The organism is Microbacterium proteolyticum, from assembly GCF_030818075.1.
Lineage (GTDB): Bacteria > Actinomycetota > Actinomycetes > Actinomycetales > Microbacteriaceae > Microbacterium > Microbacterium proteolyticum_A.
Map to the genome: position 1 here is coordinate 1,358,459 of NZ_JAUSZZ010000001.1, position 26,874 is coordinate 1,385,332.

The window sequence follows — 26,874 nt, forward strand, 5'->3', positions numbered from 1 at the left end:
TGCACGCGACCCGCCCCGGGAACTGCTTACTTGTTGACCGAGAAGCCCTGGTCGTTGCCGTACGTGACCAGCTGCTCCTGCCAGGCCTCGAGGCCGGCGTTCAGGTCGCTCTTGTTCGCGTAGGCCTGGCCGACGGTGTCGCCGTAGATGCTGTTCGCGTAGACCTGGAACGGCAGGTAGTTCCAGCCCTTCACCACGTCACCCGACGCCTCGGTCAGCACCTGGTTGATCTGCTGGCCGCCGAAGTACTCCGACTCCTTGTCGACGAAGGCGGGGTCGCTGAGCTGCGCGGTCGTGGAGGGGAAGCCACCCGACTCGGCGAAGATCTGCAGGCTCTCCTCGTCGTTGTTCAGCCACTTGAGGAAGCCGGCCGCGAGAGCGGGGTTCTTGCTCTGCTTGGTCACGGCCTGGCCGCCGCCGCCGTTCTCCGCCGTCGCGGGCTTGCCGTCGTAGGTGGGGATGGGGGCCACGGCCCACTTGCCGGCGCCGTCCTCGACCGAGCTCTCGAGCACACCGGGCATCCACGCGCCGATGACGAGCGAGGCGATCGAGCCGTCGCCCAGGCCCTTGAACCACTCGTCGCTCCAGCTGGGCGTGGTCGAGAGCAGGTCGCCCTCGATCAGGCGGTTCCAGTTCTCGGCGAACTTCTTCGAGCCCTCGTCCTGCAGGTCGATCGTGACGTTCGTGCCGTCGGCCGTGAACGGGGTGCCGCCCGCCTGCCAGATCATGCTGGTGGTGAAGCCGGAGTCGCCGGTGTCGGCGGTGATGTACTTGGTCGGGTCGGCGGCGTGCAGCTTCTGTGCGGCGGCGTAGTACTCGTCCCAGGTGGTGGGCACGGCGATGCCGTACTGGTCGAAGACGCTCTTGTTGTAGAACAGGGCCATGGGGCCGGAGTCCTGCGGCAGGCCGTAGATCTTGCCGTCGAAGTCGACCGCGCCCCACGGGCCCGGGGCGTAGGCGCTCTCGAGGTCGCCGAAGCCGTACGACGACAGATCGAGCAGCGAGTCCGACAGCGCGAACTGCGGGAAGGCGTAGTACTCGATCTGCACGACGTCGGGGGCGCCCGATCCGGCCTTGATGGCGTTCTGGAGCTTGGTGTACTCCTCGGTGTTCGTGCCGGCGTTGACCAGGTTGACCTTGACGTTGGGGTACTTCGCCTGGAAAGCGGCGACCTGCGCCTCGGCCGAGGGCGTCCACGACCAGTAGGTGATCTCGCCGCCGGCTTCGAGGGCCGCTTCGATGTCGTCGGCCGAACCGCCGGCGGCGCCGCCGGTGTTGCCGCCGGAGCACGCGGTGAGTGCGCCGACCGACAGAGCGGCGGCGGCGACGGCGAAGACGGTCCGCCGAACGGCGGTGCCCTTGCGCATGAATGTCATCGGTTCCTCTTACTTCGTTGTGTGAGTTCCGGGGCGGGACGCTCCGGTGCGGGTGGGTTGTGAAGACCGGGGCAGGACGCTCCGGGTGTTACGGGTGGTGGGGCTGACGCCCCGATCAGGGGGAGCTTCGGATGTCACTGCTTGACGCTGCCCGCGCTGAGGCCCGATTGCCAGAAGCGCTGCAGCACGAGGAACGCGGCGACGATCGGGATGATCGACAGCAGCGAACCGGTGATGACGAGGTTGTAGATGGGCTGAGCGCCGACGCCGACGGCCTGGGCGTTCCACTGGTTGAGGCCGACGGTCAGCGGGTACCACTCCGGGTTGCTCAGCATGATGAGCGGCAGGAAGTAGTTGTTCCACGTCGCCACCACCGCGAACAGCAGCACGGTGACGATGCCCGGGGTCAGCAGGCGGACCGAGATGGTGAAGAAGGTGCGGAACTCGCCCGCGCCGTCCATGCGGGCGGCTTCCAGCAGCTCGGTCGGGATGGCGTCGGTCGCGTAGACCCAGACGAGGTAGAGGCCGAACGGGCTGATCAGCGAGGGGATGATGATCGCCCACGGGGTGTTCGTCAGACCCAGCTGGCTGAACAGCAGGAAGGTCGGGACGGCGAGGGCCGTGCCGGGCACGGCGATGGCGCCGAGGATCACGGCGAAGACCGCCTTGCGCCCGCGGAAGTTGTACTTGGCCAGTCCGTAGCCGGCCAGCGTGGCCAGGAACGTCGCGCCGCCGGCGCCGACGACGACGTACAGCAGGGTGTTGCCGAGCCAGCGCAGGAAGATCCCGTCGCGGTAGGTGAAGGTCTGCACGATGTTGTCGCCGAGGGCGAAGCTGTCGCCGAACCACAGCCCGAACGACGAGAACAGGTCGGGCTGGGTCTTGGTGGCGTTGATGAGCAGCCAGGCCAGCGGCAGGAGCGTGTACACGAGGTACAGGCTCATGACGATGGTCAGCACGACGGATCGCCGCGTGTGGGTGGGCGAGGTGCGGGCGTAGCCGCGTCCGCTGCGCGGGCGCGAGGTGGTCACGGCGACGGTGTCGGTGCGGGGTGCGGTCGCGGTGGTCATCGCGCCTCCTGACGTGAGCCGCGCAGCTGCACGACGTAGGCGATGATCGCGGTGATCAGGCCCATGATGATGGCGATCGTCGCGGCGTAGTTGTACTGCTGGCCCGCGAACGACAGGTTGTAGGCGTACATGTTCGGCGTGTAGAACGTCGAGATCGTGTTGGGCGCCAGCGGCTTGAGGATGTTCGGCTCGTTGAAGAGCTGGAAGCTTCCGATGATCGAGAAGATCGTGGCGATCACCACGGCGCCGCGCACGGCCGGGATCTTGATCGAGAAGATCGTGCGCCACGCGCCCGCCCCGTCGATGGATGCCGCTTCGTACAGCTCGCCCGGGATGGTCTTCAGCGACGAGTAGAAGATGAGCATGTTGTAGCCCACGAACTGCCACGTGACGATGTTGCCGATCGACAGCAGCATCCACTGCGGGATGAACGGCTGCAGCACCTCGGAGCCGAGCAGCTGGTTGATGTTGCCGGCCAGGCCGAACTGGTCGCCGTAGATGTAGCCCCACATCAGCACGGCCACGACCGCGGGAACGGCGTAGGGGAGGAAGATCACGATCCGGTAGAAGCTCGAAGCGTGCAGCCGCGCGCTGTCGATCGCGAGGGCGGCGCCCAGCGCGAGGACGAGCATGATCGGCACCTGGATGACGAGGAAGACGGCGACGCGGATGAGGCCGTCCCAGAACTTCTCGTCCTGGAAGGCCGCGATGTAGTTGTCGAGCCCGACGAAGGCGTTGCCGCCGATCAGCTGCTCGCGGAAGAGGCTGAGGTAGATCGAGTAGACCAGCGGCGCGAGGAAGACCAGCGCGAAGACGATCGCGAAGGGAGCGACGAACAGCCAGCCGCGGTCGTCGATGCGTGCGCGCCGTTTGCGCCGGGGGGTGCGCAGGGCGGGCGGGGGTGCCGCGGTGGTCGTCATCGTCCAGTGCCTCTTCGTTGGTGCGCATTCGGTCCGGATGGCCGAGATGTTGACGTAAACATAACTCCGCCGCGCTAGTGTGTCAACGTCAACATCCCGGGGGGTGACCATGAGCGAGACGACGACGACGTCGACCGCGATCCCGACGCGCAAGCGGCGACGCGAGGTGTCGATGGCAGACGTCGCCGCGGCGGCCGGCGTGTCCGGTCAGACCGTCTCGCGCGTCGCGAACGGTCGCGCGAACGTCGATCCCGACACGCGTCAACGCGTTCTCGATGCCATGTCCCACCTCGGCTACCGCCCCAACAGCGCCGCCCGTGCCCTGCGGTCGGGGCGCTTCCGCAGCATCGGCGTGATCATGTTCTCGCTGGGGTCGTACGGCAACACGCGCACACTCGACGCGCTGGCGTCGATGGCCGCGGCATCCGGGTACTCGATCACCCTCATCACGGTGCAATCCGCGTCGCAGTCCGACGTGTCGGGCGCGTTCGTGCGCCTGCGCGAGCATGCCGTCGACGGCATCGTCATCCTGATCGAGACGCACCGCCTCGGTGAGAACGAACTCGCGATCCCCTCCGGCCTGCCGGTCGTCGTCGTCGATTCCAGTGCCGACTACCCCTACGCCGTCGTCGACAACGACCAGGCGCAGGGCGCGCGGCTCGCGACCGAGCACCTGCTCGATCTCGGACACGAGACGGTGTGGCACGTCTCGGGACCACCGGAGTCGTTCGCGGCGGAGCGTCGGCGCAATGCCTGGCGTGCGGCCCTGGTGGACCGCGGATGCCGGGTGCCCGAGGTGCAGATCGGCGACTGGACGGCCGACTCCGGTCACCGCATCGGGGCCGAGCTCGCCACGCGCCCCGAAGTGACCGCCGTATTCGCGGCGAACGACCAGATGGCGCTCGGCGTCATCCGTGCTCTGCACGAGGCGGGGCGCCGGGTCCCCGGCGACGTCAGTGTCGTCGGCTTCGACGACATGCCCGAGTCGGCGAACTTCTGGCCGCCACTCACCACCGTCCGGCAGCGGTTCGAGCGCGTGGGCGAAGAGGCGATGAAGGCGCTCATCGCCGACATCGAGGGCATCGACGGCGACCACACCCGCACCCTGGTGCCGACGTCGCTCGTCGTGCGGGCGAGTTCCGGCCCGCGCTGACGCGGCGACACCCCCCTTGTGCGCGCTAACGCGCCTCGATTACGCTTTCGTGGCGTCCATGTTGACGTCAACACCCCCCTGAGGCCGCACTGGAGCGGCCGGATCGGAATGACGATGAAGTCACCTCGACTGCTGTCGATGACGTGCGCCGTGGCCCTGGCCGCCGGCGCGGTCACCGCGACCGCGGTGTCGGCCCCCGATGAGAGTCACGCCGCCACGCCCCCCGTGCGCATCGCGCTCAACCCGGCCACGGCGTCCGAGCCCTTCGAGGGCTGGGGGACGAGCCTCGTCTGGTTCGCCAACGCGACCGGGCAGTACCCCGCCGACGTGCGGCAGAAGCTGTTCGACGCGGTCTTCGGCGACGACGGGCTGAACCTCAACATCGCCCGATACAACATCGGCGGCGGCAACGCGACCGACGTGCCCCCCTACCTCCGCCCCGGCGGGGCCGTGCCCGGATTCTGGAACCCGGACCTGCCCGCGACCGACGGCCAGGGCGCCATCACCTCGACCTACGCCGACCGTGAGCGCTATAAGGCCGCGTGGAAACCCCGACGACCCGACCCACTACGACTTCTCGGCCGACGAGGGCCAGCGCTGGTGGATCGACGCCCTGAAAGACAAGGTCACCCACTGGGAGGCCTTCAGCAACTCCCCGCCCTACTTCCTCACCCAGAGCGGATTCGTCTCGGGCGGCATCAACAACGCCACCAGCGAGCAGCTCGCCACCGCCGACATGGACAAATTCGCCGGGTATCTGACCACGGTCGTCGACGAGCTCGAGAAAGAGCACGGCATCCGGTTCGACACGATCGACCCGTTCAACGAGCCGAACACCAACTACTGGTCGACCCGCATTCCGGCGGGCTCCACCTGGCCCACCAGCGAGAGCCGCCAGGAGGGCGCCCACATCGGCCCGCAGCGCCAGGACGAGATGATCAAGGCGCTCCAGGCCCGCCTCGCCGACCCCGACACCACCACCGACGCCGTCATCTCGGCGATGGACGAGACAAACCCCAGCATCTTCGCGACGAACTGGAACACGTGGACGCCGGCCGCCAAGGCCGCGGTCGAGCAGCTCAACGTGCACACGTACGGCACCCAGGGGCGCCCGATCGTCCGCGACATCGCCAAGGCGGCCGACAAGCCGCTGTGGATGAGCGAGGTCGAGGGCAACTGGACACCGGGCACGGGCTTCAACCCCGCCGACATCGGCAACGGCCTCGGCATGGCCGAGCACATCGTGGGTGACCTCCGCGAACTGGAGCCCGACGCCTGGGTGTTCTGGCAGCCGGTCGAGGACCTCTACAACATGGAGAAGGTCGAGCGCCTCAACTGGGGCAGCGTCTTCATCGACTTCGACTGCAACGCCGACGGCAACTCCGAGCGCCGCCTGCGAGACGGCGACGCCGACCCCAGCTGCAAGGTGCTGACCAACGAGAAGTTCAACACGGTCCGCAACTTCACGCACTACATCAAGCCCGGGGACCGTCTCGTCTCCACCTCGAACACGCAGTCCACGGCCGCCATCGACGCCGACGGCAACGGTGCGACGGTCGTGCACGTGAACACCGAGACCGCCGACCGCACGGTCGAGATCGACCTCGGCGCCTTCGGCACGGTCGCGGCGGGAGCCACCGTCACGCCCGTGGTGACCACGCAGTCCACGCTCGAGAACCCGAGCGTCAATGCGCTGAAGAAGGGCGCCGCCGTCGCGGTGAACCCGGCCACTAAGACCGCCACGCTCACCGTCCCGGCGCGTTCGGTCACCACGTTCGTCATGGACGGCGTCTCCGGGGTCGCCGACTCCGCCGCCAGCTTCCGCGACGGACAGTCGGTGCAGCTGCAGGGGCTGCAGAGCGGTCTCATGCTCGACGGCGGCGCCTCCCTGGCCATCCGCCCGGCGGCGACCACCGCCCAGGCGGCCAAGACGCAGACCTGGACCGTGCGCTCGCTCGACGGCCAGGGCACCAACCGCCACCGCTTCACGCTCGAGAACGGCGCCGGCCAGTACCTCGGCGTCTCGAACGGAGGCACCGTGCTGGTCGATTCCGACCCGGCTGCGGCCGCCGCCGACCGCAACCTCCAGTGGATGGCATCCACCACCGACGGAACGACCTTCTCGGTGCTGAGCGTCGCCGGCGAGCGGGTGCTCGACGTCAACGGCGCCAGCTCGCAGCCGGAGGCCCGCGTGGGCCTGTGGACCTCGAACGGCGGCGGCAACCAGTCGTGGCGCCTTTCGGGCACGGCCGTGCTCGGTGTCGAGCCCGTCGTCGTCAGCACGCCCGTGGGAACGGCGCCGACCCTCCCCGCCACCGTCGCGGTGCGCTACGCCGCCCAGACCCTGCGTTCCGTACCCGTGACCTGGGATCTCGCCGGCAAGGACTGGTCGAAGGCCGGAACGGTCACCGTCCGCGGCACCGGAACCGACATGTTCGGCGCCCCGGTCGAGGCGACCGCGACCGTCGAGGTCGGCTCGTACACGGCGGCGCGACCAGCGTCCGTCACCGTGGCCGCCGGCACCTCCCTGGCGAGCGTGAAGGCGAACGCCCCCGCCGAGGTGCTGGCCGAGGTGCGCGCCGACGGTTCCGGATTCTGGACGCCCGTCACCTGGACCTGGGGCGATCTCACCGACGCGTCCTTCGCCGCGGCCGGCGCCGTGACCGTGAGCGGTACCGCGACCGGCCCGAGCGGCGAGAAGCTCCCCGCGCGCCTGACCGTGATCGTGACGGATGCCGTCGAGCGCAACGTCGCACCGCAGAGCCGTCCGTCCGCCACCTTCACCGAGAGCGGGTATCCGGTCGACCGCACGATCAACGGCCAGAACGCCGACAAGGGGTGGTCGAACTGGCGTCCGGACACCAAGAATGCGCAGGACACGCTGACCTACGCTCTCGCGAACGCCGAGACGGTTCAGCGCGTGGCCGTGCAGTTCTACCGCGACGGGGGGTCGCTGAGCTGGCCCGAGTCCCTCCGGGTGGACTACCGCATCGCCGGTGGCACCTGGGTGCAGGGCGCGTTGCAGAGCGTCCCGGCGCCGGCGAGCGGCGCCCCGAAGGTGGAGGTCACTCTCGGAGGCGTCGCCGCCGACGAGGTGCGAGTGGTGATGAACGCCCGATCGCAGACGCACATGATCGTCTCCGAGGTGGAGATCTTCGCCGCGGCACCGTCGCCGGCGGGGATCGCCGACCTGGCGCGGCTGACCGTGGGTGCGAACCCCGTCGCCGGCTTCGACCCCGCGAAGACCGAGTACGCGGTGAGCGTCCCCGGCGACGCGTGGCCGACCGTCAACGCGCAGGCGGTGGATCAGGATGCCGTCGTGCGCGTGACCCAGCCCGCCGACGCCGGCGGCGTCGGAACCGTGCGGGTGACCGCGCCGAACGGTGCGGAGCGCGTGTACACCGTGACCGTGACCCGCGTCCCGGCTGCCGCTCAGGTGATGGGCACCGCCTCGTCGCGCTGCGTCGCGGGCAAGGTCGTCCTGGCGGTGACGGTGCAGAACGACGGCCCGACCCGGGCCGACGTGCGCATCGACAGCCCGTACGGCGCGAAGAACCTCGGCGCCGTCGAGCCCGGCAAGCGCGCCTCCGCGACCTTCACCACGCGCCAGACGTCCATCCCGGCGGGAACCGCCACGGTCACGGCGACCGTGAACGGTGCGGCGACGACGAGCTCCGTCGCCATCCCGGCGGCGACCTGCAAGTAGAACGGTGACGGAGGGGGCGGCGACGGGATCGCCGCCCCCTCCGGCATCCGTCAAGGGGGCCTTCGCGTTCTCGACCCGGGGGAAGATGGATGCATCCGCATCGACCCCTCCCGAGGAGAACCATGCACGTCAACGCCTACGCGGCGTCATCCGCGACCTCCCCCCTCGAGCCCACGACCATCGAGCGCCGCGACGTCGGCCCGAAGGACGTCCTCATCGACATCGCCTACGCCGGCATCTGCCACTCCGATATCCACACCATCCGCGGCGAGTGGGGCGATGTGCCCTACCCCCTGACCGTCGGCCACGAGATCGTCGGCACCGTCGCCGAGGTCGGCTCCGACGTGACGAAGCACAAGGTGGGCGACCGCGTCGGCGTCGGATGCATGGTCAACTCGTGCCGCGAGTGCGAGAACTGCCAGGCGGGCGAGGAGCAGTACTGCCTGAAGGGCAACATCGGCACCTACGGCGCGAAAGACGTCGACGGCACCATCACGCAGGGCGGCTACAGCGAGAAGGTCGTCGTCGACGAGGACTTCGTGCTGCGCGTTCCCGAGGCGATCCCCTACGACAAGGCCGCACCCCTGCTGTGCGCCGGCATCACCACCTACTCTCCGCTGCACCACTGGAACGCCGGCCCCGGCAAGAAGGTCGCGGTCGTCGGTCTCGGCGGTCTTGGCCACATGGCCGTCAAGATCGCGCACGCCATGGGAGCCGAGGTCACCGTGCTGTCGCAGACACTGAGCAAGAAGGACGACGGCCTGAAGATGGGCGCCGACCACTACTACGCCACGAAGGACGAAGAGACCTTCTCGGAGCTGAAGAACACCTTCGACCTCATCGTCAACACCGTCAGCGCCCCGCTCGAGCTCAAGAAGTACCTGGGTCTGCTCGCCCGCAACGGCACGATGGTCAACGTCGGCGCCCCGCCGGAGCCGCTGCCGATCGAGGTGTTCACGCTGTTCGCGAACCGCCGCTCGTTCGCGGGCTCGGGCATCGGCGGCATCCAGGAGACCCAGGAGATGCTCGACTTCTGCGCCGAGCACGGCATCGCCCCCGAGACCGAGCTGATCTCGGCCGACAAGATCAACGAAGCGTACGAGCGCGTGCTGAACAGCGACGTGCGCTACCGCTTCGTCATCGACGCGAAGACGTTCGCCCCCGCCTGATCCCCGGATGCCACGGCCCCGACGCTCTCGCGAGCGCCGGGGCCGTCGTGCGCCGCGGCTCCGCATGAACGTCGCTCGCGCCGGGGTGGCGGCGCGCGCTGTGGGCCGCGGCTCGCTCCGGGCTACGCATAAACACTGTTGGTGCGCGTAAACACGGGCGCTGCGTGTTTCTGCGCACGGATTGTGTTTATGCGTGGGTGCGGCCGTGTGTGGTGGGGGTGGGGGCCGGTTTCGGCGGGTGGGGGGCGGTCGGTTGTGGCTCGCTCTGGGGCACGCATAAACAGTGTTGGTGCGCATAAACACGGGCGTTGCGTGTTTCTGCGCACGGATCGTGTTTATGCGTGGGTGCGGCCGTGTGTGGTGGGGGTGGGGGCCGGTTTCGGCGGGTGAGGGGGCGGTCGGTTGTGGCTCGCTGTGGGGCACGCATAAACCGTGTTGGTGCGCGTAAACACGGGCGCTGCGTGTTTCTGCGCACGGATTGTGTTTATGCGTGGGAGCGGTCGTGCGTCGTGGGGTGGGGGTGGGTGCTCGGGCGGGATGGGGCGGTGGGTTGCGGCTGGCCCGGGGTGGTTGTGCGCAACGGCTCATCGCGGACCGTCGCTCGGCGGAGGCGTCCGCCCCGGGGTCGCGCATAAACAGTGTTCGTGCGCGTAAACACGGGCGCTGCGTGTTTCTGCGCACGGATTGTGTTTATGCGTGGGTGCGGCCGTGGGTCGTGGGGCGGGGGCCGGTTTCGGGGTGGGCGCAGGTGTCGCGGTGGGTTGCCGCTCGCTTTGGGTCGCGCATAAACAGTGTTCGTGCGCGTAAACACGGGCGGGGCGTGTTTCTGCGCACGGACCGTGTTTATGCGTGATCGCGGTCGCGTGGGTGCGGTCGCGGTCGCGGTCGCGTGTTCCGGGGTGCGCCGGGGCCGGCCGTCCCCCCCGGCCTATACGCGAAAGCGGCGCCGCCCCGCGGCCTGCACGCGAAAGCGGCGCCGCCCCGGAGGACGACGCCGCTGGCGGACGCGGAACGTCAGGCCTGGCCGAGCGCGGCCGAGACCACGGCCCGGGCCTCCTCCTGCACGGCGCGCAGGTGCTCCTCGCCGCGGAGCGACTCGGCGTACAGCTTGTAGACGTCTTCGGTGCCGGAGGGGCGGGCGGCGAACCAGGCCGACTCCGTCTGCACCTTGAGGCCGCCGATCGCCGCACCGTTGCCGGGCGCGTGCGACAGCTTCGCCGTGATCGTCTCGCCGGCGAGCTCGGTGGCGGTCACGGCATCCGGAGACAGCTTCGACAGCGCAGACTTCTGCGCCGGCGTCGCGGGAGCGTCGACGCGCTGGTAGGCCGAGGCGCCGAACTCGGCCTCGAGCTCGGCGTAGCGCTGCGACGGCGTCTTGCCGGTGACGGCGAGGATCTCGGCGGCGAGCAGGCAGAGCAGGATGCCGTCTTTGTCAGTCGTCCACACGGTGCCGTCCTTGCGCAGGAACGACGCACCGGCCGACTCCTCGCCGCCGAAGGCGACGGAGCCATCGAGCAGGCCGGGGACGAACCACTTGAAGCCCACGGGAACCTCGAGCAGCGTCTTACCGAGCGAGGCGGCGACGCGGTCGATGATCATCGATGACACCAGCGTCTTGCCCACGGCGGCATCGGCCGGCCAGTTCGGACGGTGCGAGAACAGGTAGTCGATCGCGACGGCGAGGTAGTGATTGGGGTTCATGAGCCCCGCGTCGGGCGTGACGATCCCGTGGCGGTCGGCGTCGGCGTCGTTGCCGGTGAGGATGTCGTAGTCGGCGCGGGCGGCGACCAGCGAGGCCATGGCCGAGGGCGACGACGGATCCATGCGGATCTTCTCGTCCCAGTCGAGCGTCATGAACTTCCACGTGGGGTCGATCTCGGGGTTCACCACGGTGAGGTCGAGGCCGTACACCTCGGCGATGAGCGACCAGTACTCCACCGATGCCCCGCCCAGCGGGTCGGCGCCGATGCGGACCCCGGCGCTCTTGATGGCATCCACGTCGATGATGGATGCCAGGTCGCGCACGTACGCATCGCGGAAGTCGTACTGGCCGAGGTTCTCGAGGTCGATGTCGGCGTGCGGCGTGCGCTTGACGCCCTCGAGGCCCGCGGTGATGAGTTCGTTGGCGCGATCGGCGATCCACCCGGTGGCGTCGGTGTCGGCCGGCCCGCCATGGGGCGGGTTGTACTTGAAGCCGCCGTCGCGGGGCGGGTTGTGCGAGGGGGTGACGACGATGCCGTCGGCGCGGCCCGGATCGTCGAGCGCGCGGCCCTTGTTGTACGCGAGGATCGCGTGGCTGAGTGCCGGGGTGGGCACCCAGGCGTCGCGCGCGTCGACCCGCACGTCGACGCCGTTCGCGACGAGGACTTCGATGGCGCTGCGCTCGGCGGGCAGCGACAGACCGTGCGTGTCGCGTCCGAGGAACAACGGCCCCGTGATGCCCTGGGCAGCGCGGTAGTCCACGATCGCCTGCGTGGTCGCCAGGATGTGGTCTTCGTTGAAGCTGGTGCTCAGCGACGAACCGCGGTGGCCGCTCGTGCCGAAGGCGACGCGCTGCTCGGGCACCGCGGCATCCGGCTTGCGGTCGTAATACGCGGCGATCAGTTCGTCGATGTCGATGAGATCGGATGCCTCTGCGGGCTGTCCTGCGCGACTGCTCATGCGCCCAGTCTGCACGCTCCCCCCGACATGCGCACACGACTTGTCTTGATCGGCGGTGATACGCCTCTCCGTGGGGTCAGTGAGGCAGGCGGGCACCCGCACTGGTGAGCGCGGCGAGCACCGTGCGCAACGCGGGGGAGTCGGACTGCGTGCGGCGGTGCACGGCCACGATGTCGCGCGTGGAGGCAGGGTCGACGGTGGGGATCGCCACCAGATCCGGCCCGAGCGCGCCCCGCCCCAGCCGAGGCACGAGGGCGACGACCTGGCCCGTGCGGGCGAGTTCCAGGTGGTTCTCGAACTCCATCGACTCGTACACGACGCGGGGAGCGTTGCGCACTCCGTCGAAGAGTCTGCGCAACCACTGTCGGCAGATCGTCGTGTCGAACGTCGCAACCCAGGCTTGGTCGGCGAGATCGCCGGGCCGCAGCACGGTTCGTGTCGCGAGCGGGTGATCGCGGTGGAGGATGACGTCGGCGACGTCGGTGAACAGGGGTGTCACGACGATGTTCTCGGGGATCGTCAGGGCCACACCGCCCCACTGATGGGCGACACCGAGGTCGCGCTGGCCGGATGCCACGAGGGCGACCGTCTCCCAGGGCTCGCTCTCTCGAAGCGCGAGGTGAAGACCCGGGTGCGCCTCGGCGAGGTCGACCAGCAGCGGGGCGAGGAGCCCGCGCACCACCGTCGAGAATGCGGCGAGCCGCACCTCCCCGGTCACCGATCCGCCGTCGACGGGCGGGGTGTGGAGGTCGGCGCGCAAGCGCTCCAGGTCGGCCAGGATCGGGGCGGCCCCGACCACCAGCTGCGTTCCGGCATCGGTGAGCGCGATGCCGCGACCCACGCGCTCCAGCAGCGTGACTCCCGTGCCGCGCTCGAGGCGTTTGATCTGCTGCGACACGGCCGAGGGGGTGAAGCCCAGAGCCGTCGCCGCGGCGGCGACGCTTCCCTCGCGGGCGACCGCGCGGAGCGACTGCACGGCATCCAGATCGATCATGTAGCGATGCTACCGATTCCGGCGAAGAAAGCATTGCTTGTCCTTCATCGCGGTCGCTGATCGACTGAGGGCGTGAATCGACGAGACATGATGCTGGCCGCGATGGTCGCGTCGCTGTGGGGCCTGAACTTCGTGGTGATCGAGTGGGGAATGCGCGGCATCCCTCCGCTGCTCTTCGTGGCGATCCGCTTCGTCATCGTGGCGGCCTTCGTCGTGATCGTGCCGCGCCCGACGGCATCCTGGCGGACGATCGTGGGCGTGGGCGTCTTCATGAGCCTCGGGCAGTTCGGATTGCTCTACACCTCCCTCGCGCTGGGCCTGCAGCCGGGCCTCGCGGCGCTGCTCCTTCAGGCGCAGGCGGTGCTGACGATCGTGATCGCGGCGGGGGTGCTGCGCGAACGGCCGACCGGGGCGCAGGTGGTCGGCGTCGGGCTCGGTGTCGTGGGCTTGGCCGTCGTCGCGGTCGGGCGCGGCGGCGATGCTCCCGTGCTCGCGGTGCTGCTCGCCCTCGCCGCGGCGCTGTCGTGGGCCATCGGCAACGTCATCTCGCGTCGCGCCGGTGCGGTCGGCGGGCGGGGCAGGCTCGGGGCGCTGTCGCTCACCGTCTGGTCGGCGCTCGTGGTGCCGGTTCCCGCGCTCGTGCTCTCGCTGGTCGTCGAGGGGCCGGAGCAGGTGGCGGCGGGGCTGGGCGCGTTCGGTGGAGAGGCCCTGCTGTCGACGCTCTACACCGCCGGCCTGTGCACCCTCGTCGGCTACGCGGTCTTCAACGGGCTCCTGGCGCGCAACCGCTCGGCCGCCGTGGTGCCGTGGGTCCTTCTGGCGCCGGTGGTGGCGATGGTCGCGGCGGCGGTGCTGCTCGGACAGATCCCGGCGCCGGCCGAGATCGTCGGCGGCCTCGTGCTGGTCGCGGGCGTGCTCGTCACCACCGTCGCTCCCCGCGTACGCGTGTCGGCGCCCGTCCCGGTCATGGCGCCGCCCGTCGGCTAGGGCAGACGTCGCCGCGCGGGTGCCGGCATCTGTTCGGCGCCGCGCGTCGGCGCGCTCGGCGCGAAGGCGTGTGTCGGCAGCACCGGTCGCGAAGCCGCGACGCCGCCGCACGCGGGGAGGGCACGCGTCGCGAAGCCCCGACTCGCGTCGGTCGGGCATCGGAGTGCGGCGGACTAGGCTGAGCCGGTGCTGCCCGACACAGACCTCGCCCCCGCCCGCCGCACCTACAGCTACCTCGGTCCCGCCGGCACCTTCACCGAGGCGGCCCTCGCGCAGGTGCCCGAGGCGCGCGACCAGATCTGGCGTCCCGTCCGCAACGTCGGCGAAGCGCTGGCCGACGTCGTCGAAGGGCGATCGGATGCCGCGATGATCGCCATCGAGAACTCGGTCGACGGTGGCGTCTCCACCGCGCAGGACGCCCTGGCCACCGTGCCGGGACTGCGCATCGTCGGCGAGTATCTCGTGCCGGTCAACTTCGTGCTCGTCGGACGGCCGGGGGTCCGGCTCGCCGACGTCTCGCTCGTCGCCGCGCACCCCGTCGCGTACGGGCAGTGCCTCGGCTGGCTCAGCAGGAACCTGCCCGCCCATGCGCACCTCCCCGCCGAAAGCAATGTGGCGAGCGCCCTCGGCGTGCTCGACGGCACGAGCGCCGCGGATGCCGCGATCGCGGCGCCCGGCATCGTGGCGCACCACGACGTGGAGGTGCTGGCCGAGAAGATCGGCGACAATCCCAATGCCGTCACCCGGTTCGTGCTCGTCAGCCGCACCGTCGCTCCGGCGCCGCCGACCGGGGCCGACAAGACCTCGCTCATCGTCGAGCTCCCCGAAGACCACCCCGGTGCGCTGCTCGAACTGCTCGAGCAGTTCGCCACCCGGGGCATCAACCTGAGCCTTCTGGCATCCCGCCCCATCGGCGACGCCCTCGGCCGGTACCGCTTCGTGATCGACGCCGACGGGCACGTGCTCGACGAGCGCATGGCCGATGCCCTGCTGGGTCTTCGCCGCTTCAGCCCGAAGGTGATCTTCCTCGGCTCGTACGCCCGCGCCGACCGCGCGATCGTGCGGTACCCGCAGCGTTACAGCGACGACGTCTTCGTCGAGGCGCGCGACTGGCTCCGCGGTCTGCTCAGCGGCGAGCCCGAGGCCTGACGCGCGGTCATTCGTGCGCGGCTGACACGTCGCCGCCCGTCAGGCCGCGACGGCCGCCGGTGTCGCGATGAGCTCGAGCGTCTGAGCCCGGCCCGCGGCGGTGTCGAGCGACTCGCCGTCGTAGGCACCCGCGACGGGCGAGACCATGATCTCGTCGACGCCGTGCTGCGCGGCGAAAGCGGCGAGCTGACCCTGCACATCGGCGCCCGTGCCGACGAACCACTTCCGGCGCGACGCCGCCATGATCGATTCGGCCAGGGCATCGAACGGGTCGGCCTGGGCCTGCTCGACGGTCTCGAGAGGAACCAGCGGCTTGTTCGTGCGCAGTCGCGCCATCATCCGCAGCTGGGGCAGCGCGCGCTCCTCGGCCTCCTCGGCAGTCGGGGCGGCGACGACATTGGCAGTGACGAAGGTGCGGGGCCCCTCTCCCGACTCGTTCGGAACGAACTGATCACGGTAGAGGCGGAGGGCGTGTTCCAGCCCCTCCCCGGCGAAGTGGTTCGCGAAGACGTACGGCAGGCCGAAACTCGCGGCGAGCTGGGCGGAGTAATCGCTGGAGCCCAGCAGCCACACCTGCGGCATCCCGGATGCCGAGGGGGTCGCCCTCACCTGATACTCGGTGCCCGAGGTGAAGCGCACGGTCGCACCCTCGGGGGAGGTCAGGGCCATGATGTCGGTCACGTGCTCGGGGAAGCGCGAGACATCGCTCGTGGTGCCGGAGCGGTTGAGGAGCTGCGTGATGACGGGGTCGCTGCCGGGGGCGCGGCCGATCCCCAGGTCGATGCGGCCCGGTGCCAGGGCTTCGAGGGCGGCGAACTGCTCCGCGACGATGAGGGGCGAGTGGTTCGGCAGCATCACGCCTCCCGAACCCACCCGGATGCGAGACGTGCGCGCAGCGGCTGCGGCGATCAGCACCGGCGGCGCGGTCGAGGCGACAGCCGGCATGTTGTGGTGCTCCGCGAACCAGTAGCGCTGGTAGCCGAGGCGCTCGGCGCGTTCCACGAGATCGAGAGAAGAGGCGACCGCGTGAGCGCTGGTCTGGCCGCTGCGCACGGGAACGAGATCGAGGACGGAGAGCGAGGGGGTCACGTCGGGAAAGAACGTCCGGAGCGTCTCATCTATTCCGCGTCGGGAGCGCCCGCAAGCCCATCGACCGCTCCGCTCAGCGGTGCTTAGCGTGCCGCCATGAGCGACACGCAGACAATGGTCCGCACGCAGATCATCATCGATGACCACGGGTACTTCCTTGCGCAGGGGCAGGACCTCGTCGCGCTGGAGAAGCGCATCGAGGATGCCGTCCGCGGGGGCGGGCGCTTCGAACGGTTCATCGTGGTCGGCAACCGCGAGATGTCGGTGCTCTTCACGGCCACCTCGCGCGTGTGCTTCTCGGTGGAGACGGTGCAGTACGACCCGCGCGACACCGGCGACGCGGCCGAACCGTTCGGCGGGTTCTTCGACGACTGAGTGACGGCATCCACCCTCAGCGTTCTCACAGCAAAAGCACGTGACGAATGACCCCGTGGGCGCGTCTCCTCTCTGACATCGCGGGACACACGGTCCCGGTTACGACGGAAGGAAGCGCACAATGGCTGACACCACCACCACCGCCACCACCCCCGCCACGAAGGACGGCGGCTCGACCGTCATCGTCGACGCCGTCGTGGCCAAGGTCGCCGGCATCGCCGCAGCCGAGGTTCCCGGTGTGCACGCGCTCGGCGGCGGCGCCGCCCGCGTGATCGGCAACATCCGCCAGGCGGTCGGCGCGAAGGACCACGCCCAGGGAGTGAGCGTCGAGGTCGGCGAGACCGAGGTGGCCGCCGACATCGCGATCCAGGTCGACTACCCCGAGCAGATCCAGCGCGTGGCGTCGAACGTGCGCGCCGCCGTGCACGAGGCCATCACGGAGCTCGTGGGCATGAAGGTCGCCGAGATCAACATCACCGTCGTCGACGTGTTCATCCCGGGCGACGACGCCGACGAGGACGACACCGACGAGGCTCGCGTCAGCTGAGACCCGCTGTGAGAGGGGGCGCCACCGTGAGGTGGCGCCCCTTTCGCGTGCACTCCGGTCAGAGGTGTCCGACCTCGCGGCGGAAGTAGTCGTCGGCGATGTCCCGCACGCGTGCGGCGTCCTTCTCGTGCGGCATGTGCTCGAAGTGTTCGGCCGCGGCGAGTTGCGTCGATACGAAGCGATCGAGCACGACCGGTGGTTCTCCCGCCCCCAGTTCCCGCGTGCGGGCTTTCACCGCGATCAGCTCGTGCGCCGCGGTCGCGACGTCATGGCCGACATCGCCCTCGTCGAGCAGCCGCGGCAGGTCCATGGGCGGGACGACGGCATCCGGATGCGTCTCGAGCCAGCGCAGGGCCGCCGCCGGACGCAGGGCGTAGAAGAACCGCTTCAAGGTCGCGGCTCCCGCTCGCTGCTGACGGGTGACGTGCAGGTAATGGCGTCCGATCGCCCCTCGCTCGACGACGCACTCCGCCAGAGCCAGCAGGCGGTCCCGGAAGCCGCCGTCACCGGTATAAACGATCGGTGAGTTGAGCCATTCGATGGCCGTCGCGTTTCCCTTGACGATCAGTCTGACGGTCTTGGCAAGATCCCACCCGTTGACGTCGAAGGTCTTGTCCAGCGGCGTCTCGATGACATCACGCTCCGGCCAAAGCGACAGGTAGCTCTCGGCCCGTCGCACGAATAGGAAACGGCAGTCGTAGTCGCTGTCGGGCGAGGGGAAGCCCCACGCTCTGCTCCCGCTCTCGATCGCCCAGGGGACGCGCACCCGGTGCTCGGCTTCGATCGATACCAGCCGGCGATCGATCTCTGCGACGACGGCCGGATCCAGCGATGAGGGGACGGCGCGCATCGCTCGACGATACCGCCCGGACCCCGGCGCTCACGAGAATCGTCAGCCGCCGTGACGCACGTGCGCGTACGCGTCGAGCGCGCGCTTGCGCGTCTCGCCCAGGTCGACCATGGGCTCGGGCGGGTCGTCGCCGAGGAATTCCGGAGCCCACTCGCGCACGTACTCGTCGTGCGCGTCGAACTTCTTGCGCTGCGTCTCCGGGTTGAACACGCGGAAGTACGGAGCGGCATCCGCCCCCGACCCTGCGACCCACTGCCAGTTGAACGGATTGCTCGCGGCATCCGCGTCGACGAGGCAGTCCCAGAACCACTGCTCGCCGTGGCGCCAATCGATCAGCAGGTTCTTGATGAGGAAGGATGCCGTGACCATCCGCACGCGGTTGTGCATGACGCCGGTATGCCAGAGCTGCCGCATTCCGGCGTCGACGACGGCGACACCGGTCTTCCCCCGCTGCCAGGTCTCGAGGTGGTCCCGGTTGAGCTTCGGCCAGGGGAAGTCGTCGAAGTTGCGGCGCCAGTTCGCCGTGGCGATGTCGGGGGAGTGGTAGGTCACGTGCCAGGCGAACTCGCGCCACACGATCTCCGACAGGAAGCCGCTCGCGCTCTTCGCGTGCTCGCCCGATCCCTTGTGCTCCAGGGTGTCGTGCCACACCTGGTACGGGCTGAGCTCGCCCCACCGCAGGCGCGGGGAGAGGTTCGAGGTGGCGCCCCCGGCGAACTCGTCGCGGTATTTCGAGTAGTCGCCCAGGTCGTCGTCGAGGAACTCCTTCAGCCGCGCCTTCGCCGCGGGCTCGCCCGGCTCCCACGTATCGCGTAGGCCCCCGGCCCAGTCGGGCTTCGTCGGGAGCAGGTTCCACGACGCCAGGTCATCGCCGTCGACGCTCCCGTCGACACCCGGGATTTTGCGCGCCTCGGGCATCGGCGGCCGCGGGGCGGGCATCTTCTGCACGGCGCGGGCGAAGGGGCTGTAGACGCCGTAGGGTTTGCCAGCCCCGGTACGCACCGTCCACGGTTCGTAGAGGAGGTTCGCCGCGAACGAAGCGACGGTCACGCCGTCATCCCGCAGCTTCTCCTTGATGCCCGCGTCGATCTCGCGCTCCACACCGCCGTAGCGGCGGTTCCAGAAGACGGCCCCCGCGCCCAGCTCGTCGACCACGGCGGGCAGCACCTTCGAGGCCGCCCCACGCCGCAGGATCAACGTCGATCCGCGTTCGCTCAGTCGTTCGCCGAGGGATGCCAGCGACCCGTGCAGCCACCAGCGCGCCGCGCCGCCGATTGCGCGCACGCCGTCGGACTCCTCATCGAGCACATACAGGCCGACGATCGGCTCGTCACGGTCGAGCGCCGCGCGCAGCGCCGGGTTGTCGGTGAGCCGGAGGTCGTCGCGGAACCACACGATCGAGGGTGATGGCATCCCCCGACGTTATCCACCGCGGCATCCCCGGCTCCGGGCTTGACACCCGCTCGCGCGGCCCGCGCGCTCGCCGAGACGACCCGCGTTGCCCGAGATGACTCGCGTTTGCGCCGAATCGCGGGTCGTCTCGCGCAAATCGGGTCACTTCGTCGGATGCCGGATGCCGGATGCCGGGTGCCGGGTGCCGGGTGCCGGGTGCCGGGTGCCGGGCGCCCCGGGCGTGGGCGGCGGCGCGCGCGGGCGTCAGAGCGTCGAGACGTCGTGGCCCTTGGGCAGAGCGACCGAGAGACCACCCGGGATGATGCGGGTGTAGATACGCGTCGCCTCGCCGAACTCATCGCCGTCCAGCTCGATCGGCTGTGCGGGAGCCGTGGCGAGCTCGATGCCCGAGCCCCGGAGGTAGCGCACCGACGTGTCCTTGCGACGCTCGAGCACGCGGCGACCGGCGCGGAAGCGGCGCAGCACGGAGTTGTCCCACACGATGCTCCGCCACACGCCCAACCAACCCAGCACACCGCTCGGCTGGAGCACGGCCACATCGAGGCGGCCGTCGGCGATGGAGGCGTCGGGAATCAGCGCCACCCCGCCCTGCAGGGCACCGCAATTCGCGAAGAGCACACTGTGCACCTTCGCCGAATGCAAGCGGTGCCCGTTGAGCTGGTACATGACCCGGAAGGGCTTGGCCGAGACGATGGAGCGCGCCGCTCCGTCCACGTAGGCGACCCAACCGACTTGCTTCTTCAGGTCGGAGCGCGTGTTCTGGATCATCGCGGCATCCAGGCCGATGCCGGCCATGACCGAGAAGCCGTGCTCCTCCACCTCGCCGTCGGCGCGGCGGATGCGGGCCACTCCGGTGTCGATGGGGTGGATGTCGCCCTCGAAGGTCGCGCGGATCATCGCGTCGGTGTCTGTCAGCGGCAGGTTGAGGTTGCGGGCGAGCAGGTTGCCCGTGCCGCTCGGCACGATGGTCAGCGGGACGCCCGAGGAGGTGAGCGCCTCGGCCACCGCCCGCACCGTCCCGTCGCCGCCGGCCGCGAGGACGGCATCCACCTTCTCGTCCAGGGCGGCACGCGTGGCGTCGTCGCCCAGGTCGTCGACCGTCGTCTCGTAGAAGAGAGGCTCGGCCCACCCGGCCTCGGCGGCGAGTTCGGCCACGCGCGCGCGCAGCGTCTCGGGCTCGACCTTCGTCGGGTTGTAGACGAGAGCGGCCCGCTTCTTCTGCGTGTCCTCCGCATCGATCGGCGCCTCGTCGCCCTCGACGTCGACGCGCTGCGTCTTGCCGGAGAGCTCCTGCGACGAATCGGGGGAGACGTCCTCGGGCTGGTGGATCACGTCGTCGGGCCTGGCCGCCTCCTTGGGGTCGGGGGCGTCCGTGCGCGGGTGGTCGTCGACGTCGTCGCCGAGGCGCGCGGCATGGAAGTCGTCGCTCGACCCTTCGGCCGCTGCGGCATCCGCCTTCACCTCGGTGGGGGCGTCGGCGGGCAGGTTGTCGGGGGACTCCGCGTCGTCACGCGGCTCGTCAGGGGCGGCCATGGCATCCACCATAGGACCGGGTTTCGCGCAGAACCGTGCGGGGGACCGGGGTTGACGGCAGCACATCGGAAGCACCCCTGCACGCGAACGGGGTGGTCCTGTCGTATGTGGACCGCGAGCGCCGTGCGGCGCAGGACCATGTCGGATGCCGACCGTAGGATGGACGCGTGATCGACCTGACCCTGCTGCGTGAAGATCCCGAGCTCGTCAAGCGCTCCCAGATCGCCCGCGGGGAGTCGCCCGCGTCGGTCGACGAGGCGCTGGAGGCCGATCGTCGCCGACGCAGCGCCATCACCGACTTCGAAGAGCTGCGCGCGGCCCAGAACGCGCACGGCAAGCGCGTCGCGCAGGCGCCGAAAGACGAGAAGGCCGCGCTCGTAGCCGAGGCGAAGCAACTCAGCGAGCGCGTGAAGTCCGCGCAGCACGCGGTGACCGAGGCCGAAGAAGCCGCCGACGCCGCCCTGTCGAAGATCGAGAACATCGTGCTCGACGGTGTGCCGGCCGGTGGCGAGGCCGACTTCGTCACGCTCCGCACGCACGGCGAGATCCCCACCTACGACTTCGAGCCGCTCGACCACCTCGCCCTGGGCGAGAAGCTCGGTGCGATCGACATGGAGCGCGGCACCAAGGTGTCGGGCAGCCGCTTCTACTTCCTCACCGGTATCGGCGCCCGCCTCGAGCTGGCCCTGATGACCCTCGCACTCGACCGGGCCCTGCAGGCCGGCTTCACGCCGATGATCCCGCCGACGCTCGTGCGTCCCGAGGTCATGCGCGGCACCGGCTTCCTCGGTCAGCACGCCGACGAGGTGTACCACCTGCCGAAGGAAGACCTCTACCTCGTGGGCACGAGCGAGGTGCCCCTCGCCGGGTACCACATGGACGAGATCCTCGACCTCGCGCGCGGTGCCAAGCGGTACGCCGGATGGTCGACCTGTTACCGCAGCGAGGCCGGCTCGTACGGCAAAGACACCCGCGGCATCATCCGCGTGCACCAGTTCAACAAGCTCGAGATGTTCGTCTACACCGACCCGGCCGATGCCGAGGCCGAGCACGACCGACTGGTGCAGATGCAGGAGCGCATGCTGCAGGACCTCGGCCTCTCGTACCGCGTGATCGACGTCGCGGCCGGAGACCTGGGGTCCAGCGCCGCCCGCAAGTTCGACATCGAGGCGTGGGTCCCCACGCAGAACGCCTACCGCGAGCTGACGAGCACCTCGAACTGCACCACGTACCAGGCTCGGCGCCTCGACACCCGCTTCCGCCCCGCGGACGGTGGCAAGACGCAGCCGGTCGCGACCCTCAACGGCACGCTCGCGACCACCCGCTGGATCGTGGCGCTGCTCGAGACGCATCAGCGGGCCGACGGATCGGTCACGGTGCCCGAGGTGCTGCGCCCGTACCTGGGCGGACTCGAGGTCATGGAGCCGATCGCATGACCGACGAGGCCGCCCTGCCCGATACCGGTGTCGTCGAGAACGCACCGAAGCAAGAGGCGGCCGATGTCGTCGCCGCGCTGGCCGACGATGCCCCCGTCGGGCGGATGCTGATCGCACTCGACATCGACGGCACCGTCCTGCTCGAAGACGACACCCTCAGCCCCGGCATCGTCGAGGCTGTCGCGCACGCCGCGGAGGTAGGGCACGAGATCATGCTCGCGACCGGCCGCAGCTGGGACAGCACGCACACGATCATGGACCGTCTCGGCATCCGTCCCGAGTACGCGGTCTGCTCCAACGGCGCCGTCGTGATGCGGCGGGTGGGCGACGAGGATGCCGCGACCTACGAGCGCGCGCACGTCGAGACGTTCGATCCCACCGAGGTGCTGACGTTGCTCGGCGAGCACCTGGGCGGGGCGCACTTCCTGGTCGAGCTCCCCGACGGCACGCGCCTGTTCACGGACTACCTCGACGACTGGAACCTCGTCGGCGCCAACAAGGTGCCCTTCGAGCGGCTGTCCGACCAGCCGGTGTGCCGTGTCGTCGTCGTCGCCCCCGAGCAGACCGACAAGGACTTCCTCGAGCTCGTCGAGCGCATCGGCCTCAGCCAGGTGTCGTACGCCATCGGCTGGACGGCGTGGCTCGACATCGCGCCGCAGGGGGTCGACAAGTCCACTGCGCTGGAGCGCGTGCGCGCCTGGCTCGGCATCGCGCCCGAGCGCGTGCTGGTCATGGGCGACGGGCGCAACGACATCGAGATGATGCAGTGGGCGGTCCGCAACGGCGGACGCGCGATCGCGATGCACCAGGGCCCGCCCGAGGTGCACGCCGCCGCGGGCGAGGTGGGCCTGTCGGTGACCGAGGGGGGCGTCGCGGCGGTGCTGCGCGCGCTGTGATCGCGGCGGCCTGACGCTCCTGCTGCGTGGTGCGCGGCCCCCGGGCGCCGCTGTGGGGTGTCGGCGTGGTGCGTCGCCCCTAGGCGCCGCGGGGATGCGTCGGCGTGCCTGCGCCCGGGAAATGACCCGGGACCCGTGTGATCGCGTCGCGTGACATGACGCCGGGGCTTCGCCCGCTGGTCCAGACGGGCCGGGGTCGGTCGCGGCGTCCGTGGTCGGTTCTCCTGCGCCGTGTTCCGGGGCGCGGGGCCTCGTCGACAAGGGGCTGTGCTCAGAGCCCCCACGCCTCGCGGACGGCGGCTCGGAGCACACGCCCATCCGCCCGGTCCAGCGCGCGGCGGCTGCGCTCGTACGCCGCGCGGGCGGCATCCCGGAACACCGCCGCGTGGGCGGGTGCGGAGGCCGCCAACGATGCGAGGCACTTCTGCAGCCGCACCTGCACCTCGACGTCGGCAGCGCCGTCGCGTGCGAGGGGGCGGAACGCGTCATCGACGAGGTCCTGCAGCCGCGGAGCGACGACCCGGACGCGTTCGTAGTCCACATCGGGGCGGGGCTCGACGGCGAGGCCCCGGGCGAACACGCGCTGGAGCGCGGCGATGACCTCGATCGCGGTGCCGGGGTCGTTGGTGGCCGCAGACAGGGCGCGCGTGCCGATCTCGGTGAGTGCGATGACGCCGAACCGGGGGTCCTGCTCGTATGTCCGGTGGTGCTCGATGCGAAAGGCCCGGCGCACCGCCTGCCGCACGTCGTCGTCGACGTCGCCCACGATGCGCACGAGCGGTACGCGTGCGTCGGCGATCCGGCCGGGCGTCGCTTCGACGTGGACCTCGATCCCCCGATCGTGAGCGAGTCGATCGAGCGCCGCGACGCCGATGTGCGTCACGTAGCCGACCTGCTCCGCGTGCACCGCCGTGGCATCCGGAACCCGGCCCGCGGAGGGCCGCGCACCGAGTGTCGGTGCGGCCGCGTGCACCTCGAAAGAGGTGGTCGCCGCCTTCTCGACCCGGTCGATCACGTCGGCCATGCGTCCGAACGTCGAGAGATGCGAAATCCAGCGCAGCAGCGTGAACACCACGATGCCGATGATCACGAGCGTGCTGACGAACAGGATGATGCGCCCCTGCGGGGTGTAATACCCGGTGGACAGGGCCACGATGCCGACCAGCGAGAAGGTGAAAGCGCCGACGAAGGTCGACACGGCGTTCTGCGAGGTGGGATCGGCGATCAGCAGGGGCGTCGAGCGCGGGGTCGCCGTGGTCGTCGCCGAGGAGAACGCCGTGACCATCGCGGTCACCGAGAAGGTGCTGACGGTGAGCATCGCCGTCGCGATGATCTGCAGCAGCGAGCCGACGGCGTTCTGGCCCAGCTCGATGCCGAGCTCGAAGGGGAGCAACGGCCCGAGGAACCCCGCCGCCAGCGCCACGATCACCGCGATGAGCGTGAAGACAGCGGCCCGCACCCAGACCTGGCGCCCGAGCCGGAGGAAGAAGGATGCCAGGGAGCTGCGCGTCGTCGTGGCCATTCCGTCGACGCTATCGCTGCGCGGTGCCTGCGGGCGGGGGCTGGACGTCGGGTCGTCCGGCGCCCCGCGCCGTCAGGAGGGCAGAGGCACTCAGCCGATCGCGGACAGCATGATGTTGTCCGAACCCTCGGGGCTGCGGAACAGGGGTGCGCAGTTCGCGTCGATCGTGACGGCCGTGTCGTGTGCGCCCGGGGTGTGGCGCAGCTGCAAGGGACCCAGGTCTCCGTCGGGCAGCTGCACCGTGTACGAGACGGTGCGCGTCTCTCCCTCGGCCAGCAGCACCGTCCTGCTCTCCGCGGGGTTGTCGTGATCGGAGCCGGAACGGTCCCGGAAGCGCGGATCCCACCACTCGCCCTCGTCGGGTGTGGTCGACAGGATCTCGCCGCCGGGCGGGGCGAAGAAGAGCACATCGAGCATCATCGTGCGGGGGTCGATCCCGCGTTCGAGGTTTCGCAGTCCCAGGGTGTAGCCGCTCTTGATGGCGTCGGTGATCCCGTTGTGCAGGTCCATCGTCACGGTCATCGTGCGGTTCTCCGCGTTGCACGATGCGCGCTGCGAATACGAGAGGTGGTACTCCAGTTTCCCGATCGAGTAGTCGTTGAAGTAGATGCCCAGCTGCGTCGCCTCGGTGTTGTCCTTCCGCAGAGCGCCGTCGAGGCCGTACTGGTGCGAGAGGCTTTGAAGCGCCGCATCGTCGAACCACGCGTAGATGCGTCCCTCCTGCGCACTCCGCACGATCTGATCCCACATCGCGGCGATGTCCCACTGGCTGCTCGTGAGTTTGGCGAACATGCCGGAGCTGACCTCATTGAAGTAGGCGTCCATGGCGCCGTTGTCCATGCCGAAGCGTTCGTAGGGTTCGCTCATCAGCACGGATGCCGCGTTGCCGGCGTCGACGACCTCACCCGAGCTCAGCGTGAGGGGCCCGGTCGCTTCGAGGAGGTGCGCCAGGACGATGGGGTCGATGGAGAAGGCGCCGTCGAAGGTCGGCTTGTCCGTCCATTCGCGCGTGGCCTGGAAGAGTTCGACCGACGTCGGGAAGTCCGGGCTCATGGTGAAGTTCGAGGACCAGTTGGTGAACTCCCGCGGATAGAGGGTGCTCGTCTCATAGGGGAGGTCGAGGAGAGAGCCGTTCTCGGTGTCGAATCCTCGGGCGGGCAGGTCCTCGTACATCAGGGCGGTGCCGGTGTCCTGGCTCAACAGGTCGACCTTCCCGCCGTCCACCTGCAGCACCAGCCATTGCGCGACCCCGCCCCCCGTCGCCCGGATCTCCGCGGGCGTCTGGATCATGAGCTGGTACAGCATCGGGCGCTCGGCGCCGGCGGCGCGGAGCAGGGCGGGGAGGTGCTCCTCGACGGTCTGCAGAATGGGGGTGGCCTGTGCCAGGAGGCTGACGAGTTCGTCGACGGGGGCGGAGATCTGCGGCAGCACGTCGGTGCGGTCCATCGCCGCGGCGATGGCCGTTGCGTCGTCGAACGAGGTGAGGACCGTCGGGATGACGCTTCCGGCGTTGAGGAACGGCTTGAGGTTGATCGTCTGCGCGTCGGTCCCGTCGTCCGCTGCCGACATCATGGTGAGGACCGGCGGCAGCGTCTGCGACGTCAGCGTGTGGGCGATGTCGGTGACGGCGCGAACGGCGAGCACGTTGTTCCGGGCCGCCGGAACCTCCGCGGCGAGGTCCCACAACGGTCCCCGGGTGGTGTCGCGGGCGCGTTGCGCGCGCGCGACGATGTCGGTGCCGGATTGCTCGACAGCCCCGATATCGCCGCGGGCGGCGGCACGGACCATCAGCTTCGCCTCATCCATCGCGCCCTGGAGGTCGTCGCGCACCTGATTCACCTGCCAGGCGAAGGCGCCCGCCGCCAGGAGAGCCACCAACACGGTGACCAGCAGCGGGCCTCCGGCCAGCGCCGCCACGAGGGCGGCGTTCCGGCGCCACGTCTGTGCCGCGGATTCCGGGGCGGCGTGGCGCGCCAGAGGCCCGGCGGTCGTCAAGCCGACGGCCTCGATCATCGCCGACGCGCGGCT

At 69.8% G+C, this 26,874-nt stretch carries 21 protein-coding genes; 9 read left to right on the forward strand and 12 right to left on the reverse strand.

Features of this window, described 5'->3' with window-relative positions; translation table 11 throughout:
• Window positions 1–26: 26 nt before the first annotated feature.
• From QE392_RS06220 to QE392_RS06230, 3 genes are all read right to left on the reverse strand, one after another.
• Window positions 27–1,367, reverse strand: a complete 1,341-nt coding sequence (locus QE392_RS06220) for an ABC transporter substrate-binding protein (protein ID WP_373426496.1) — start codon at window positions 1,365–1,367, stop codon at window positions 27–29.
• Window positions 1,368–1,510: 143 nt separating this feature from the next.
• Entirely contained in the window at window positions 1,511–2,446 is a 936-nt protein-coding gene (locus tag QE392_RS06225) for a carbohydrate ABC transporter permease (RefSeq protein ID WP_373426442.1), read from the reverse strand.
• A complete protein-coding gene (locus QE392_RS06230) occupies window positions 2,443–3,366 on the reverse strand; it encodes a carbohydrate ABC transporter permease (RefSeq protein WP_307449530.1) in 924 nt (307 codons plus the stop codon). The genes QE392_RS06225 and QE392_RS06230 overlap by 4 nt, the downstream gene beginning before the upstream one ends.
• 109 nt (window positions 3,367–3,475) lie before the next feature.
• Here QE392_RS06230 and QE392_RS06235 point away from each other — a divergent pair, with 109 nt between their 5' ends.
• Window positions 3,476–4,519 (forward strand): LacI family DNA-binding transcriptional regulator, encoded by a 1,044-nt coding sequence (locus tag QE392_RS06235; RefSeq protein WP_307449532.1) that lies wholly within the window; start codon window positions 3,476–3,478, stop codon window positions 4,517–4,519.
• Window positions 4,520–4,725: 206 nt separating this feature from the next.
• On the opposite strand, the gene QE392_RS06240 is transcribed toward QE392_RS06235, so the two are convergent.
• Complete coding sequence (locus tag QE392_RS06240; RefSeq protein WP_307449535.1) at window positions 4,726–4,902, reverse strand: hypothetical protein; 177 nt, start codon at window positions 4,900–4,902, stop codon at window positions 4,726–4,728.
• Between the two features lie 140 nt (window positions 4,903–5,042).
• Between QE392_RS06240 and QE392_RS06245 the strand changes: the two genes are divergently transcribed.
• Together QE392_RS06245 and QE392_RS06250 are read left to right on the forward strand one after the other, a co-directional pair.
• Entirely contained in the window at window positions 5,043–8,225 is a 3,183-nt protein-coding gene (locus QE392_RS06245) for a glycoside hydrolase (RefSeq protein ID WP_307449537.1), read from the forward strand.
• A 122-nt stretch (window positions 8,226–8,347) separates the two neighbouring features.
• On the forward strand, window positions 8,348–9,394 hold the full coding sequence (locus tag QE392_RS06250; RefSeq protein WP_307449539.1) for an NAD(P)-dependent alcohol dehydrogenase: 1,047 nt from the start codon (window positions 8,348–8,350) through the stop codon (window positions 9,392–9,394).
• 1,014 nt (window positions 9,395–10,408) lie between these two features.
• Here QE392_RS06250 and pgm read toward each other — a convergent pair.
• Together pgm and QE392_RS06260 are read right to left on the reverse strand one after the other, a co-directional pair.
• Window positions 10,409–12,055 carry a phosphoglucomutase (alpha-D-glucose-1,6-bisphosphate-dependent) gene (gene pgm / locus QE392_RS06255; protein WP_307449543.1) on the reverse strand — a complete coding sequence of 549 codons (1,647 nt, stop codon included), beginning with the start codon at window positions 12,053–12,055 and terminating at the stop codon, window positions 10,409–10,411.
• A 76-nt stretch (window positions 12,056–12,131) separates the two neighbouring features.
• Window positions 12,132–13,049, reverse strand: coding sequence for a LysR family transcriptional regulator (locus QE392_RS06260; RefSeq protein WP_307449547.1), 918 nt, complete (start codon window positions 13,047–13,049; stop codon window positions 12,132–12,134).
• 72 nt (window positions 13,050–13,121) lie between these two features.
• Here QE392_RS06260 and QE392_RS06265 point away from each other — a divergent pair, with 72 nt between their 5' ends.
• Entirely contained in the window at window positions 13,122–14,036 is a 915-nt protein-coding gene (locus tag QE392_RS06265; RefSeq protein ID WP_307449550.1) for an EamA family transporter, read from the forward strand.
• 186 nt (window positions 14,037–14,222) lie between these two features.
• The gene (gene pheA / locus QE392_RS06270; RefSeq protein WP_307449554.1) at window positions 14,223–15,185 is read left to right on the forward strand and encodes a prephenate dehydratase; all 963 of its coding nucleotides are present in this window, start codon (window positions 14,223–14,225) and stop codon (window positions 15,183–15,185) included.
• 39 nt (window positions 15,186–15,224) lie between these two features.
• On the opposite strand, the gene QE392_RS06275 is transcribed toward pheA, so the two are convergent.
• Window positions 15,225–16,274 carry an LLM class flavin-dependent oxidoreductase gene (locus QE392_RS06275; protein WP_307449558.1) on the reverse strand — a complete coding sequence of 350 codons (1,050 nt, stop codon included), beginning with the start codon at window positions 16,272–16,274 and terminating at the stop codon, window positions 15,225–15,227.
• A gap of 96 nt (window positions 16,275–16,370) precedes the next feature.
• Here QE392_RS06275 and QE392_RS06280 point away from each other — a divergent pair, with 96 nt between their 5' ends.
• Together QE392_RS06280 and QE392_RS06285 are read left to right on the forward strand one after the other, a co-directional pair.
• Window positions 16,371–16,649 (forward strand): hypothetical protein, encoded by a 279-nt coding sequence (locus QE392_RS06280; protein WP_307449563.1) that lies wholly within the window; start codon window positions 16,371–16,373, stop codon window positions 16,647–16,649.
• 121 nt (window positions 16,650–16,770) lie between these two features.
• The gene (locus QE392_RS06285) at window positions 16,771–17,196 is read left to right on the forward strand and encodes an Asp23/Gls24 family envelope stress response protein (RefSeq protein WP_307449567.1); all 426 of its coding nucleotides are present in this window, start codon (window positions 16,771–16,773) and stop codon (window positions 17,194–17,196) included.
• A 58-nt stretch (window positions 17,197–17,254) separates the two neighbouring features.
• Here QE392_RS06285 and QE392_RS06290 read toward each other — a convergent pair whose 3' ends face one another.
• The 3 genes from QE392_RS06290 to QE392_RS06300 form a co-directional block, all read right to left on the reverse strand.
• Window positions 17,255–18,046: a nucleotidyltransferase domain-containing protein gene (locus QE392_RS06290; protein WP_307449572.1), complete on the reverse strand. Its 792-nt coding sequence runs from the start codon at window positions 18,044–18,046 to the stop codon at window positions 17,255–17,257.
• Between the two features lie 42 nt (window positions 18,047–18,088).
• On the reverse strand, window positions 18,089–19,459 hold the full coding sequence (locus QE392_RS06295) for a cryptochrome/photolyase family protein (RefSeq protein WP_307449576.1): 1,371 nt from the start codon (window positions 19,457–19,459) through the stop codon (window positions 18,089–18,091).
• Between the two features lie 243 nt (window positions 19,460–19,702).
• Complete coding sequence (locus tag QE392_RS06300; protein WP_307449579.1) at window positions 19,703–20,992, reverse strand: diacylglycerol kinase family protein; 1,290 nt, start codon at window positions 20,990–20,992, stop codon at window positions 19,703–19,705.
• 167 nt (window positions 20,993–21,159) lie between these two features.
• Between QE392_RS06300 and serS the strand changes: the two genes are divergently transcribed.
• Window positions 21,160–22,428: a serine--tRNA ligase gene (gene serS, locus QE392_RS06305; RefSeq protein WP_307449582.1), complete on the forward strand. Its 1,269-nt coding sequence runs from the start codon at window positions 21,160–21,162 to the stop codon at window positions 22,426–22,428.
• Complete coding sequence (locus QE392_RS06310; protein WP_307449585.1) at window positions 22,425–23,324, forward strand: HAD family hydrolase; 900 nt, start codon at window positions 22,425–22,427, stop codon at window positions 23,322–23,324. The genes serS and QE392_RS06310 overlap by 4 nt, the downstream gene beginning before the upstream one ends.
• A 271-nt stretch (window positions 23,325–23,595) precedes the next feature.
• Here QE392_RS06310 and QE392_RS06315 read toward each other — a convergent pair whose 3' ends face one another.
• Together QE392_RS06315 and QE392_RS06320 are read right to left on the reverse strand one after the other, a co-directional pair.
• Window positions 23,596–24,846, reverse strand: coding sequence for a DUF2254 domain-containing protein (locus tag QE392_RS06315; RefSeq protein WP_307449588.1), 1,251 nt, complete (start codon window positions 24,844–24,846; stop codon window positions 23,596–23,598).
• A 90-nt stretch (window positions 24,847–24,936) separates the two neighbouring features.
• Window positions 24,937–26,859, reverse strand: a complete 1,923-nt coding sequence (locus tag QE392_RS06320; RefSeq protein WP_307449591.1) for a DUF4012 domain-containing protein — start codon at window positions 26,857–26,859, stop codon at window positions 24,937–24,939.
• Window positions 26,860–26,874 lie beyond the last annotated feature (15 nt).

Excerpts from the sequence above, each read along its gene's own strand:
- QE392_RS06280 (WP_307449563.1), top strand. The coding sequence starts at position 16,371 with ATGAGCGACACGCAGACAATGGTCCGCACGCAGATCATCATCGATGAC.
- QE392_RS06225 (WP_373426442.1), bottom strand. The coding sequence starts at position 2,446 with ATGACCACCGCGACCGCACCCCGCACCGACACCGTCGCCGTGACCACC.
- QE392_RS06295 (WP_307449576.1), bottom strand. The coding sequence starts at position 19,459 with ATGCCATCACCCTCGATCGTGTGGTTCCGCGACGACCTCCGGCTCACC.
- QE392_RS06235 (WP_307449532.1), top strand. The coding sequence starts at position 3,476 with ATGAGCGAGACGACGACGACGTCGACCGCGATCCCGACGCGCAAGCGG.
- QE392_RS06250 (WP_307449539.1), top strand. The coding sequence starts at position 8,348 with ATGCACGTCAACGCCTACGCGGCGTCATCCGCGACCTCCCCCCTCGAG.
- QE392_RS06300 (WP_307449579.1), bottom strand. The coding sequence starts at position 20,992 with ATGGCCGCCCCTGACGAGCCGCGTGACGACGCGGAGTCCCCCGACAAC.
- QE392_RS06230 (WP_307449530.1), bottom strand. The coding sequence starts at position 3,366 with ATGACGACCACCGCGGCACCCCCGCCCGCCCTGCGCACCCCCCGGCGC.
- QE392_RS06320 (WP_307449591.1), bottom strand. The coding sequence starts at position 26,859 with ATGATCGAGGCCGTCGGCTTGACGACCGCCGGGCCTCTGGCGCGCCAC.
- pgm (WP_307449543.1), bottom strand. The coding sequence starts at position 12,055 with ATGAGCAGTCGCGCAGGACAGCCCGCAGAGGCATCCGATCTCATCGAC.
- QE392_RS06285 (WP_307449567.1), top strand. The coding sequence starts at position 16,771 with ATGGCTGACACCACCACCACCGCCACCACCCCCGCCACGAAGGACGGC.
- QE392_RS06220 (WP_373426496.1), bottom strand. The coding sequence starts at position 1,367 with ATGCGCAAGGGCACCGCCGTTCGGCGGACCGTCTTCGCCGTCGCCGCC.
- QE392_RS06260 (WP_307449547.1), bottom strand. The coding sequence starts at position 13,049 with ATGATCGATCTGGATGCCGTGCAGTCGCTCCGCGCGGTCGCCCGCGAG.
- QE392_RS06315 (WP_307449588.1), bottom strand. The coding sequence starts at position 24,846 with ATGGCCACGACGACGCGCAGCTCCCTGGCATCCTTCTTCCTCCGGCTC.
- QE392_RS06240 (WP_307449535.1), bottom strand. The coding sequence starts at position 4,902 with ATGTTGAGGTTCAGCCCGTCGTCGCCGAAGACCGCGTCGAACAGCTTC.
- QE392_RS06290 (WP_307449572.1), bottom strand. The coding sequence starts at position 18,046 with ATGCGCGCCGTCCCCTCATCGCTGGATCCGGCCGTCGTCGCAGAGATC.
- QE392_RS06310 (WP_307449585.1), top strand. The coding sequence starts at position 22,425 with ATGACCGACGAGGCCGCCCTGCCCGATACCGGTGTCGTCGAGAACGCA.